The following is a 12,229-nucleotide window of genomic DNA, read 5'->3' on the forward strand; positions in this document are numbered from 1 at the left end:
GGTAAAGCTGCCGGCATGAGCAGGAAAATTCAGAAAGACAGTGACAATGACGGCGATCGGCCTATTCGCCCATGGCAGGCTGACGCCGCCAGCGTTCAAGCGCCACGAGAAGGAGCGAAATGGCAGCCGGCGTCACGCCTGAGATGCGGGAGGCTTGTCCGACCGTAGATGGCCTGACACGCCTGAACTTCTCCCTCACTTCACTAGAAAACCCGGAAACGCCGTCATAGTCGAACTCAGACGGTATGGCTCGCTGCTCAAACTTTTGCGATCGCTGAATCTGCTGAAGCTGTCGCTTGATATACCCTTCATACTTCACCTCGAGTTGAATGGCTTCTACGACCTCTGGATCACAGATATCTGCCCCACCGAAGACAGAGGCAACCTGTTGATAGGTGATGTCTTGGCGCCGAAGCACCTCGGCTAGCGACTGCGTCGGCGAAACCGTCCCTATTCCCCCCCCTTCGAGTAGACGCTTCACCTCTGGCGTAAGCCTCGGCCTTGTCTCCCTGAGCCGCCGAACCTCGCGCTCGATGAGTTCGCGCTTCGCCACAAGCCTTTCGCAAATCGCCGCTGGAATCAGCCCAATACGGTGGCCGATTTCCATGAGGCGCAGGTCCGCATTGTCATGACGAAGCAGGAGTCGATACTCAGCCCGAGACGTAAACATGCGATAAGGCTCCCTGGCATCCTTGGTAATCAGATCGTCAATCAGGACGCCAATATAGGCCTGCGATCGATCGAGAACGAGTGGCTCATTCCCACGGAGCTTCAATGCTGCGTTGATGCCGGCCATGATACCTTGAGCCCCCGCTTCCTCATAACCGGATGTCCCGTTGATTTGGCCAGCGTGGTACAGTCCCGCCACGAGTTTGGTTTCCAGCGTGCTGTGCAGTTGGCGCGGGGGAAAGTAGTCGTATTCGACGGCATAGCCAGGCTTCAATATCTTCGCCTGCTCCAACCCGGGAATAGTCATCAAAATAGCTGCCTGCACATCAACCGGCAGACTGGTTGAAATACCGTTCGGATAAAATTCGTTCGTCTCCAAGCCCTCAGGCTCAATGAAAATCTGATGGCGATCTTTGTCGGCGAATCGAATGACCTTATCTTCAATGGATGGGCAGTATCGTGGCCCCACCGATTCAATCACTCCGCTGAATAACGGCGATCTATCGACATTTTTAGCAATAATATCATGCGTTTGAGAATTCGTATGCGTCAGATGACACGGGACTTGCCGTAAAGGAATCTCCGTAGTACGATACGAGAATGGAGGTGGCGGTTCATCACCCGGCTGCAGTTCCATGACAGAAAAATCGATGGAATCGCGATCGAGCCGAGGTGGGGTTCCGGTCTTCAGACGCCCAACCTCAAACCCAAAATCGCGCATGCAGTCGGACAGGCGTTCCGCTGACGATTCTCCGGCGCGTCCGGCGGGGAAATGGTTCAGGCCGATATGGATCAACCCCTTCAAAAACGTACCGGAGGTGAGCACGACTGCCTCGGTTTCGAGGTGGCTCCCTGCATCGGTGATGATGCCGGTGACGGAACCGGCACGAGTCAGCACCCGATCAACTGTCCCGCCCATGATGGTCAGGCCTGGCTGCGCCTTCAGGGTATCCTGCATGACCTGCCGGTACACCTTCTTATCGCACTGCGCCCTTAACGCACGAACCGCCGGCCCCTTACTCGTGTTGATCATGCGAAACTGAATGCCCGCCCGATCGGTATTCCGCCCCATCTCGCCGCCCAAGGCATCGATCTCTTTCACGAGGTGCCCCTTCGCAATGCCGCCGATGGCGGGATTGCAGGACATCTGCGCAATCCGGTCGGGGTCCATGGTCAGCAACAACGTGCGGACTCCCATGCGCGCGGCGGCCAACGCGGCTTCACACCCTGCATGACCGCCTCCGACCACTATGACGTCGTACCGCTCACTCATTCGGGACATCCCTTCATTTTCCGATACAAAACTCAGAGAAGATGCGTTCGAGAATCTCGTCCGTCGTGATGGTACCGGTAATTTCGCCGAGCGCATCGGCCGCAATGCGAAGATCGAGAGCGATCAATTCACCCGCACGGTCCGCCGCTACCGAATGCTGAGCCTGTTCCACCCCGAGCAATGCACGCTGGCAAGCATCGGCGTGCCGAAGATTAGTCACCATGACGCCATCAGGCGATTCCACACCACCAGTCAGCACACGCTTGCGGATCGCTCCACGCAATGCATCCAACCCCATCTGCGTGGTGGCGGAAATATCAACAATGTCACTGTGGCCAGGACAGGCACCCTCGAGGTGCGTCGGCGACAATTTGCGGGGCAGATCACACTTATTGACGACCAGGATCGAATGGACAGCTTGGTCGCTGGATAACAGCGACGAGTCCTCTTGGGAAAGCGGCTCAGACCCGTCCAGGAGAATCAATGCCAAGTCGGCATCCGCCCATGCAAGCCTGCTGCGACGAATTCCTTCGGCCTCCACCGGATCGTGAGTCAGACGGATACCTGCCGTATCGATCAGTCGCACCGGAATCCCATCAATGCTGACGAGTTCCTCGAGTACGTCCCGCGTTGTGCCCGGAATGGGAGTGACGATGGCCCGATCACTACGCAGCAACGCATTCAGCAAACTGGACTTCCCCACATTGGGGCGACCGAGGATCACAACCACGGCCCCTTCCCTCCAGATGCGACCGTCCTTCCCGGACTCAACCAGGCGGCGAAGTTTGAGGTGCGTGGTCTCCAAAAGCCGAAGCAGTTCATCCTTCCGCACAAACGCAATATCTTCGTCCCCGAAATCGAGCGCGGCTTCGATGTGGGCCAAGGCGGTCACCAATTCGGAACGGATCTGCTCCACTTCGCGAGACAACATGCCTCGGCGCTGTGCCTGGGCCACGGTCAAGCTGCGCGCAGTCTTGGCGCGAATGGTATCAAGCACGGCCTCGGCTTGGGCAAGATCGAGCTTGCCGTTGAGAAATGCGCGTTTGGTAAATTCCCCTGGCTCTGCAAGCCTGGCTCCGGCAGCAAGCAACCATCGACAGAGCTGGTCGAGCACCACAGGACCACCGTGGCACTGCACCTCAACGACATCTTCCCCCGTATAGGAATGCGGGCGCTTCATCACAACCACCAACGCCTCATCCAGGAGAGAACGTACCGGAAGCTCTTCTCCCTGCGGCACATCCTGAGCACGCGCAGGAGAGCGGACATCCGCAACCGTGAGCTTGTGAGACACCAACTCAGAAAGGGGTTTGCCGGAGCGAGGAAGGACAACTTGGGCGGCGACATCAAGCGCATGCTGGCCGCTCACGCGAATCACGCCGATGCCCCCTTCACCAGGCGGGGTGGCGATGGCACAGATGGTATCGTCCAGCGCGCCATGCATGACGCACCCAGTGGGGTGGAGTTATTCGGACTGGCCTTTTTGGCGCCTGCCGTTCTGCTTCTGCTCTTTCGACCCGTCTCCACCGGCAGCTTCGCCATCCGCCGCCGGGACTTGCCATTTTTTACCGAACAGACGCTCCGTGACAACCTGCTGGGTGATCGTCAGCGTATTGTTCGTGAGCCAATACAGCACCAACCCCGCAGGAAAATTCACGAACAAAAACGTCATGAACACCGGCAAGAACAGCATGATCTTCGCTTGCGTCGGATCCATGGTGGTCGGCGTGATCTTCTGCTGGATGACCATGGTCGCACCCATGATGATCGGCAACACATAGAACGGGTCCTGTACGGACAGATCCTTGATCCAAAGCATAAACGGAGCCTGACGAAGGTCGATGGTCATATAAAGAATGTTGAACAGCGCGACAAACACCGGCATCTGCAGCACCATCGGCAAGCACCCGCCGACCGGATTCACCCGGTGATCCTTGTAGAGCTTGATCAGTTCCTTGTTGAGTCGATCACGATCATCCTTGAATTTAGTCTGGATCGCCTGGACTTTCGGCTGAATGACCTGCATCTGCTTCATCGACTTGTAGCTCTTGTACTGCAGCGGCACGAACATGAGCTTGATGAGCATGGTCAGCAGAATGATCGTGACGCCATAGTTGTGCGTAAACTCGTACAGGAAACGCAGCACGTAAAAAATCGGCTTGGCGACCGCCTTAACCAGCGCCCAGCTTCCGAACACAAACCAGCCGAAATCAATCGTATCTTCCAGTCCGACATTCAACGCCTTGAGGATGTCATACTCCTTAGGCCCGGCATACAATTGCATGGTCAGGGCGGATCCGTTCGCAGGCGCGGGGAATCGAACGCCGGCCGACACCAGCTTGTCTCCCTCTTTCTTTGCCAGAGCCGACGCGGCCTTCTGCGGCATGAGCACACTCAAGAAATACTTATCCTGAATGGCCGACCATTTCACCTCGCCCTTGCGCTCGGCCTCACCATCAGGGGTCTCCTTCAACACCTTGTCATCGACGGAGGACGCCGAGCCCATGAGCCCGATAAATCCTTCCCCCCACTCCACAATGCCGAAGTTGGTTCCAAGCGTCACATCCAGCGGAGTCGTGATGCCTTGAGTCCTGACCGCAATGTCCACAACATAGGAGCCGTGGTGGAACGTCAGTTCTTTTTCGACCTGCAGATTACGTTGCGTGTCGTGATACCGAAATGTGAGGTGACCGACCGGATGGGCACTGTCGAGATGGGAAACGTCCTGAGTGACGTGGTACACCGCCGCGCCAAGATCGCTCGTGAGCGCCTGATCGCCGGTGACAAGGCTGAGCGGCCCCTTGAATCGCCCCCCTCCATACACGAGCTGCACCGGCACGGCCCCCTGCTCAGTCGCGGTCGTGTATCGCTTCAGTTCCCAAGATTTTAGGACTGCGCCACGATTACTGAACTTGGCGCGAAACAGTTCCGTGTCCACCTCGACCGTTTGCTCCTCATCCTTGACCGCGCCTGTCGGGAGATCGTGTGAAGCAGGCGTCGCAGTGGCGGGAGGAGACGTCGTTCCGGCAGCACCGGCACTGTTGGTGGCATCACTCCCCGATGCGGAAGGCTTACCGTTGGCTGTGGTGGAACTACCTGTGGTGGCCACTTGCACCGGCTCAGACGGCGGCAACAAGCCCATGCCCTTCAGCAAGTAGTCGTAGCCGATAATGACGGCCAGGGACACGATAAGGAAAATAACGACTCGTTTTTCCATGAAGGTTTAGACAGTGAGTAGCGGATGAAGTGTTGGTGCCACGACGGTTACCTTACAGGATCAACACCGCCGGGATGGAAAGGATGACATTTTAACAGCCGTCGAACGGCCATCACCCCTCCTTTGAGTACACCATGCCGCTCGATGGCGTCCTGCGCATACACGGAACAAGTCGGATAGAAACGGCAGGCCGGCCCAAGCAGCGGCGAAATACAGGCACGGTAGATCGTCAGGAGTATGAGACACACGCGCCTCAGCGCGAGGGTTCCCCAAAACGGGCTAACCGCTGTCTTTGCAATGTGGCTCGCCATAGGCTTTGCAATTCTACAAACGACAGATTCAGGCACTCACGTTTCGGAAACACTAGAAATGCATTCCCCGGCACTAACACTGGCCGAGCCGCACGACCTAGTTCGCGAAACAGGCGCTTCGCACGATTCCGGCGCACCGCCGTCCCGAACCGTCGACCGATCACAATCCCCATCATGGCATCCTGGGTCATGCCCGGACAAATTTGGAGATTGAACAGTCCCGTTGTGACACGCCGACCATTTTTCTTGATGTGCTGGATCTCCCGGCTACGCTTCAAGAAAAACGGCACAGACATTTGTCCTACCGCCATTACAAACCTGCCCGCTGGTTACCTGGCCGCGAGCCCTGGCAGACCAGAGATCGCACGTTGCCCCATTGACCTACGACAACCAGGTTAAGACGGCAGTGCCCACCCCAGGTCGAGGGCTCACCACCTGGATGTGTGCTTACATGCAGATAGCCGAGCGGCAGGAAAGAATCAGACGGTGAGACGAGCGCGGCCTTTGGCTCGACGACGAGCGATGACTTTTCGGCCGTTCTTGGTGCTCATGCGCTTCCGAAATCCATGTTCCCGCTTGCGCTTGAGATTCGAGGGCTGCTTAAAAGTGAACGACATGACGGACTCCTTCTGGAGAAATCAACTTTCAATGAAGAGGCCGCATTATAGGGGTGAGACGAGAGGGTGTCAATCGATGCGGGGTCCCCGGCCTTCGACACCCGGAGGAGGCATGGCCTGAATCGTAGAAGTGTCACCCCGGCAACCAAGCGAAGGAGATTCCAATCACCCATGAAACTCTTGAGGCACTCTTGCCCTCCCCTGACAAAGATGCCACAGCACTCACCAAGTGTCGGATCAGTCGTTTGGCGCTAACCAATTGTTCCACAAGACAATTGCAAGACCAAGTCGTGACATGACTCTCTGGCACTCACATTGCGTCTTCATGAGCGGGGGAGCATATCGTCGCACGCACATAGGTGTGGTTCAAGAAGCTGATAAGGAAGAACCAGCGCTCCCGAAGAGGTCCTGGCGGATCGTTATCCGCAACCCACGCGTCAAAAGACGCGAAGAACTCGCAGGGGCGGCCCCCGCACGTTAGAATACATTGAGCATGAACCATACACGCAACATCCGCAGAATTGTGTTACGCATGGCCCTCATCGGCTCCCTGTCGATGAGTGTGGGCGGATGCGTCGAAACCGTTCCCGAAGAGTTGGTCGAAGCGGTCGAAAGCATCGACCGTGATCTCTTCACACTGCGAGCCGCAGACCTCACACCCGAAGCCTACTCGAAGTTCTCTCGTCAATGGATCGCGCTGAGAGGCCGCATCGAGTCGGAGGAGAATATCGTTCGCTGGCCTTGGGAAGACAATGAGTTGGAAACGGAGCTGGAAGCCCTTCAGGCCGAAGGGACTCATCTCGTCGCCGAGGTCAATAGCCGCCTCCAGGCACAACGCACCGCAGCAGAAGCAAAGCTGGCCAAAGTCGAGCAACGACTGCGGCTCCTGAACACGAAGGTCGGAGACATCGGCAGTCGTGTGGTGCTTGGTGAACATCCCCTCGAAACCGAACTGCTCGTCAAGCAAGCACGCCATTATCTTGAGCAAGGACAATTCGACTACGCCAATCAAGCCTCTGAACGCGCAAGCCAAAACCTGTTCAAACAAACGGCCCTGCTGACCAATGAATTAGGTCGTTATGCGGACGACGACCTGATCGCCGCCTGGCGGGAATCTGCACGGCGCACCATCGACTGGTCGCGCAAAAATCGCGCGCATGCGATCGTCATCAGCAAAGCCGACCGCGTGCTCACGGTCTACAAGAGCGGACGGAAAGTCCTGACCTACCCGATCCGCCTAGGCTCGAAAGGCATCCGCGCAAAACAATATTATGGAGATGGCGCGACGCCTGAGGGCGAATATCGCATCCAGCGAAAACGCGGGCCTGGGCAAACGCCCTACTTTCGTGCGTTGATTCTCGATTATCCGAACGCTGAAGACCGACGCCGATTTGAAGAGGCACAACAAGCGGGACTGATTCCCAAGAATCGACAGATGCCCGGACTCATTCAGCTTCACGGCATTGCCCAAGGCATCACCGATCAGCCGTACGGCAGCATCGTCCTGGACAACCCCCAGATCGCCGTACTGTTCGCTCAGGTGGCTGTGGGCACACCCGTGAATATTGTTGGGGCCTTGGAATCACACAACTCCGTCTCCCTCGTACTGGCCGACCTGGGCGATCAGGAAGAAGAAACCTAGCCTCCACAACAGCTCCCCCCACTCAAGTCGACGGCATTCGCTCTCACACGTACCCATCCCTTCTCCTCCCCGGCATCGGCATCAACGCGTTTGCCTTTTTACTTTCCCGAACCTAAGATACGGAACAGCCGACGCGCATTGTCGTTCCTCCACCCCATGGAAGAGAGCGTGTTATGCCGATCCGCCCCGACACATCATCGCTACCGACCGACCAGGCCATCGCCCGAACACTTGACGAGCTGGGCGGCAACCATGTCATCGAACGTATCTGGACCCGCGACCACAGGGTGTGGAAACCGACCTCCAGAGAAATCGAAAACCGACTTGGTTGGTTGACGGTTCTCGATCACATGCAGGACGGGGTCTCCGATCTGCGAGCCTTTGCGCAAGCATCCCGAGAAGCTCGTATCACCGACGTGGTCCTGCTTGGGATGGGCGGGAGCAGCCTCGGCCCTGAGGTCTTGCGCTGCACCTTTGGTTCCTCCAAGGGCGCCCCGCGACTCTGGGTGCTGGATTCCACCGTACCTGGTTGGGTCCGGCAAGTGACCGCGACGATCCAGCCGGCGAGAACGCTGTTCCTTGTCGCCAGCAAATCAGGCGGTACGATCGAAGTGATGTCGCTCTTCGCCCACTTCTGGAACCTCGTACACCGCACCAAGGGTCATCGGGGAGGAGCCCAGTTTGTCGCGATCACGGATCCCGGAACCGGCCTGGAACGACTCGCGCAGGAGCGCGGATTTTGGCGTACCTTCACCAATCAACCGGACATCGGCGGGCGCTACTCAGTCCTCTCCTATTTCGGCCTCGTTCCTGCGGCACTGCTGGGACTCAATGTTGAAAAACTCCTGAACCGAGCGCTCGCGATGCGCGAAGCGTGTCGGCGCACCTCCACACCAAAGGACAATCCCGGGGCAGCACTGGGGGGCATGATGGCCGCCATGGTCAAAGCCGGTCGCGACAAAGTCACCCTCCTCACTTCGCCGACACTGCAGTCGTTCGGCCTGTGGGTGGAGCAATTGCTAGCGGAAAGCACCGGCAAAGAAGGGACAGGACTCATACCCGTAGCAGGAGAGCCCCTCGCTCCCCCGTCTGCCTATGGAGCCGATCGATTGTTTATCAGTCTTCGCCTCAAGGGCGACCGGAATGCCTCGTTGGATCGAGGCCTCGCCGCACTCCAAAACGCCGGGCACCCAGTCTTCCGACTGCACTTGAGTGATCGATACGATCTGGGCGCTGAATTCTTCCGCTGGGAATTCGCCACTGCTGTCGCAGGACACGTGCTCGGCATTCATCCATTTGATCAGCCGAATGTTCAAGAAAGTAAAGACAACACCGCCCGTGTGCTCAAGGAGGTTGAGACCCAAGGGCGACTCCCCGCGTTGCCGACGCCGCCCCCGCCGCAGGCCCTCGCCCAGCTGCTGACGCAGGCTGCGCCCAATCGGTACGTTGCGATTCTCGCCTATACGACGCCAAGCCTCAAACTTGATGCCGCACTGCGCGCTCTGCGTAAGGCGATCATGACCAGATATCACCTGGCCACGACAGCCGGATACGGCCCTCGCTACCTACACTCCACCGGGCAACTGCACAAGGGTGGCCCCAACAGCGGACTCTTTCTTGAGCTCGTGGACGCCATGAAGCCGGATCTTTCGGTTCCGGAACAGCCCTATACATTCGGCACTCTCGCTCTCGCCCAGGCACTCGGTGATCTTCAGTCGCTGCATAGCCATCAGCGCCCTGCGGTCAGGATCAGCCTTGGTACCGATCCCGTGCGCACCATACGTCGCCTGGTCACACGACTCGCTCCAGCCGCAACAGCCCGCCGGAAACCCGCCCCAACCAGGCGGACCGCCTCAGCACGTCGAGCCCGTCGCTGAGATGTCATCCAGGCCTGAGCTGCATACCTTCGCAGATGCGCAGGACCTCGTGGTGGCCGCGGCAGACCTCTTCGTACAACTGGGGCAGCAGGCGATTGCCGAACGTAACCGATTCCTGGTGGCGCTGTCCGGCGGCTCAACGCCGAAGGCTCTCTATGCCGCCCTTACACGTCCACACATTGCGCAACACTTAGACTGGCGCAAGGTCCATTTCTTCTTCGGAGACGAACGCGGCGTGCCGCCCACACATGCCGAGAGTAACTTTGGCCTCGCCCAGGCCATGCTCTTTCACCCCTTGCACATTCCCTCCTCCTTGATCCATCGCATGCGGGGTGAGGACCCGCCGGAGTCTGCCGCGATCGACTACGAAAGGACGCTGCGTCGCATAGCCGCTCCTGTCACAGGACAATGGCCGGTTCTGGACCTGATCCTCCTGGGAATGGGCGATGATGGCCACACCGCCTCGCTGTTCCCCGACACTCCTGCGGTGACCGACACGATCCGTTGGGTGGTTCCGGGTTACGCTCCGCAGGGGACTCGCTCACGCATCACCATCACCCTAGGTGTGATCAATCATGCGAGTGTGGTACTGTTTCTGATCGCCGGGCGAAATAAGGCCGTCGTCGTCCAGCGCATTTTGGAAAGAAGCGCCGACGATCCCAGCCCCTATCCAGCCGCACTGGTTCGGCCTGAACACGGGCGGCTGTTGTGGTACCTAGATCGCGCCGCAGCATCGGAATTGACCATAGCTCCACAACATTTGACATCGCGAGAGGATCCATGATTCTGGCAGGCGATATCGGCGGCACGAAAACGAATTTGGCTCTCTATGAATGGACCAGCGGACGTGTCGAGCCGATCCGTGAAGATAGTTTTCATAGTGCGGACTATACAACCTTAGAAGACATCGTCGAAGAATTCCTGAGCACGCCACTGGCCTCGCCCATGTCCGAGGGAGAGCAGGAACAAGAGTCAGATGGCGCGACTCCAGACACCGAGACAAGCGCCGTTGAGAACGGCCCCGAACCGATTCGAGTCACGGCCGCATGCTTCGGCGTAGCGGGCCCGGTCATCGACAACCGGTGCCGCACCACGAATCTTCCTTGGGTCATCGAGGGAGCTTCCCTCGCCGAGCGATTCGCCATTCCCCAGGTACGACTCCTCAATGATCTCGAAGCAACCGCCCATGGCATCCTTCTCCTCACACCGGATGAAATCGTCGCCCTGAATGCCGGTACGCCGCCCAAAAAGAAACAAGCCCTGGCGCTGATCGCAGCCGGCACCGGCCTCGGTGAATGTATTCTGTACTGGGACGGGACCCGCTATCGTCCCGTGCCCTCCGAAGGCGGGCACACGGACTTTGCGCCCAACAGCGACACGGAGATTGAATTGCTGCGGCATCTCCGCGGCAGTTACCTGCACGTCAGCTACGAACGAATCGTGTCAGGCCCAGGCCTCCACGCCATTTATGACTATCTCCGTGACACCAAGAAAAATGAGCCGACCTGGCTGGCGGAAAAAATCAAGGTCGGCAACCCGGCCGCTGAAATTGCCGAAGCAGGACTGAAGGGCCAAGCCGAGATCGCCACGCAGGCGCTGGATTTATTCGCGACCATTTACGGCGCCGAGGCGGGCAACCTGGCACTGAAGGCCCTGACGTTGGACGGCGTCTACGTCGCCGGAGGCATCGCCCCCAAATTACTCAAGAAACTGCAGGATGGTTCGTTCATGCGCGGCTTTACCAACAAAGGCCGTTACAAACGGATGATGACCCAGATTCCGGTACAGGTCGTGATGAACGACAAAACCGCCCTGCTCGGCGCCGCCTCCATGGCGGCTCAACTGACCTCATCACATGCATCATGACATCATCATACGATCTCGATTCTGAAAAGCGGCAAGCTGCCCTCAAGGCAACCGAATTCGTGCGCGACGGCATGGTCGTCGGACTGGGTACTGGGACGACGTCCAAACATTTGATTCTGGCGCTTGGGGAGCGCGTCCGCGCCGGGCTGAAGATTCAGGCCGTCCCGACCTCCCACGACACGGCCGCCCTCGCACGACAAGCCGGCATTCCACTCATCGAATCCGACAATGCCTGGATGATCGATATCGCCATTGACGGCGCCGATCAGGTCGACCCTCAATTGAATCTCGTCAAAGGTGGCGGCGGGGCGTTGCTCAAAGAAAAAATCGTGGCCGCAGCTGCGAAGCAATTCGTCGTCATGGTCGACCACACGAAGCTCGTGCCGGGACTCGGGGGAAGTTTCCCGCTGCCGATTGAAGTGGTTCCGTTCGGATGGGGTAGCACCGCACGCAACATCGAACAAGCCTCCGGAGGACAAGCCGTGCTGCGCGAACGCACCGGCACCGTATTTCAAACCGAGGCCGGCCATGTCATCCTCGATCTCCATATGCCGAAGATCGACGACCCGGCCACGCTGGAAATCGAATTGAATCAAATTCCCGGCATCGTTGAAACCGGGCTGTTCATCGGACGGACCGGCATCCTGATCGTCGGCCATGCACAGGGCGTCGACGTCACCCATGCCGCGAAACCATGACCGATGGATCGCCCGATCCTCCGGTTACACGCCGACACACAGCACTGCTGGTCGCTCGT

The 12,229-nt window shown here is 58.3% G+C and carries 11 protein-coding genes; 5 read left to right on the forward strand and 6 right to left on the reverse strand.

Annotation, left to right across the window (positions count from 1 at the left end; translation table 11 throughout):
* Positions 1-61: 61 nt before the first annotated feature.
* The 6 genes from mnmG to rpmH form a co-directional block, all read right to left on the reverse strand.
* Positions 62-1,942 (reverse strand): tRNA uridine-5-carboxymethylaminomethyl(34) synthesis enzyme MnmG, encoded by a 1,881-nt coding sequence (mnmG, locus tag JNL86_12945; protein MBL8043816.1) that lies wholly within the window; start codon positions 1,940-1,942, stop codon positions 62-64.
* Between the two features lie 13 nt (positions 1,943-1,955).
* On the reverse strand, positions 1,956-3,386 hold the full coding sequence (gene mnmE / locus JNL86_12950; protein ID MBL8043817.1) for a tRNA uridine-5-carboxymethylaminomethyl(34) synthesis GTPase MnmE: 1,431 nt from the start codon (positions 3,384-3,386) through the stop codon (positions 1,956-1,958).
* Positions 3,387-3,407: 21 nt separating this feature from the next.
* Complete coding sequence (gene yidC / locus JNL86_12955; protein MBL8043818.1) at positions 3,408-5,159, reverse strand: membrane protein insertase YidC; 1,752 nt, start codon at positions 5,157-5,159, stop codon at positions 3,408-3,410.
* 47 nt (positions 5,160-5,206) lie between these two features.
* Complete coding sequence (gene yidD, locus JNL86_12960) at positions 5,207-5,470, reverse strand: membrane protein insertion efficiency factor YidD (protein MBL8043819.1); 264 nt, start codon at positions 5,468-5,470, stop codon at positions 5,207-5,209.
* Complete coding sequence (gene rnpA, locus JNL86_12965; GenBank protein MBL8043820.1) at positions 5,413-5,781, reverse strand: ribonuclease P protein component; 369 nt, start codon at positions 5,779-5,781, stop codon at positions 5,413-5,415. Before rnpA ends, yidD begins: the two co-directional genes overlap by 58 nt.
* A 168-nt stretch (positions 5,782-5,949) precedes the next feature.
* The gene (gene rpmH / locus JNL86_12970; protein ID MBL8043821.1) at positions 5,950-6,087 is read right to left on the reverse strand and encodes a 50S ribosomal protein L34; all 138 of its coding nucleotides are present in this window, start codon (positions 6,085-6,087) and stop codon (positions 5,950-5,952) included.
* Positions 6,088-6,580: 493 nt separating this feature from the next.
* Between rpmH and JNL86_12975 the strand changes: the two genes are divergently transcribed.
* The 5 genes from JNL86_12975 to rpiA all read left to right on the forward strand — a co-directional run bounded on the left by JNL86_12975 (position 6,581) and on the right by rpiA (position 12,170).
* Positions 6,581-7,729, forward strand: a complete 1,149-nt coding sequence (locus tag JNL86_12975) for a L,D-transpeptidase (GenBank protein MBL8043822.1) — start codon at positions 6,581-6,583, stop codon at positions 7,727-7,729.
* A gap of 173 nt (positions 7,730-7,902) precedes the next feature.
* Positions 7,903-9,606: a glucose-6-phosphate isomerase gene (locus JNL86_12980; GenBank protein MBL8043823.1), complete on the forward strand. Its 1,704-nt coding sequence runs from the start codon at positions 7,903-7,905 to the stop codon at positions 9,604-9,606.
* Position 9,607: 1 nt separating this feature from the next.
* Positions 9,608-10,390, forward strand: a complete 783-nt coding sequence (gene pgl, locus JNL86_12985; GenBank protein MBL8043824.1) for a 6-phosphogluconolactonase — start codon at positions 9,608-9,610, stop codon at positions 10,388-10,390.
* Positions 10,387-11,472, forward strand: coding sequence for a glucokinase (gene glk / locus JNL86_12990; GenBank protein MBL8043825.1), 1,086 nt, complete (start codon positions 10,387-10,389; stop codon positions 11,470-11,472). The genes pgl and glk overlap by 4 nt, the downstream gene beginning before the upstream one ends.
* A complete protein-coding gene (rpiA, locus tag JNL86_12995; GenBank protein ID MBL8043826.1) occupies positions 11,469-12,170 on the forward strand; it encodes a ribose-5-phosphate isomerase RpiA in 702 nt (233 codons plus the stop codon). Before glk ends, rpiA begins: the two co-directional genes overlap by 4 nt.
* Positions 12,171-12,229 lie beyond the last annotated feature (59 nt).

The organism is Nitrospira sp. (assembly GCA_016788885.1).
GTDB lineage: Bacteria > Nitrospirota > Nitrospiria > Nitrospirales > Nitrospiraceae > Nitrospira_A.

Coding starts and splice junctions, on each gene's coding strand:
- mnmG (MBL8043816.1), bottom strand. CDS start 1,942: ATGAGTGAGCGGTACGACGTCATAGTGGTCGGAGGCGGTCATGCAGGG.
- mnmE (MBL8043817.1), bottom strand. CDS start 3,386: ATGCATGGCGCGCTGGACGATACCATCTGTGCCATCGCCACCCCGCCT.
- yidC (MBL8043818.1), bottom strand. CDS start 5,159: ATGGAAAAACGAGTCGTTATTTTCCTTATCGTGTCCCTGGCCGTCATT.
- yidD (MBL8043819.1), bottom strand. CDS start 5,470: ATGGCGAGCCACATTGCAAAGACAGCGGTTAGCCCGTTTTGGGGAACC.
- rnpA (MBL8043820.1), bottom strand. CDS start 5,781: ATGGCGGTAGGACAAATGTCTGTGCCGTTTTTCTTGAAGCGTAGCCGG.
- rpmH (MBL8043821.1), bottom strand. CDS start 6,087: ATGTCGTTCACTTTTAAGCAGCCCTCGAATCTCAAGCGCAAGCGGGAA.
- JNL86_12975 (MBL8043822.1), top strand. CDS start 6,581: ATGAACCATACACGCAACATCCGCAGAATTGTGTTACGCATGGCCCTC.
- JNL86_12980 (MBL8043823.1), top strand. CDS start 7,903: ATGCCGATCCGCCCCGACACATCATCGCTACCGACCGACCAGGCCATC.
- pgl (MBL8043824.1), top strand. CDS start 9,608: ATGTCATCCAGGCCTGAGCTGCATACCTTCGCAGATGCGCAGGACCTC.
- glk (MBL8043825.1), top strand. CDS start 10,387: ATGATTCTGGCAGGCGATATCGGCGGCACGAAAACGAATTTGGCTCTC.
- rpiA (MBL8043826.1), top strand. CDS start 11,469: ATGACATCATCATACGATCTCGATTCTGAAAAGCGGCAAGCTGCCCTC.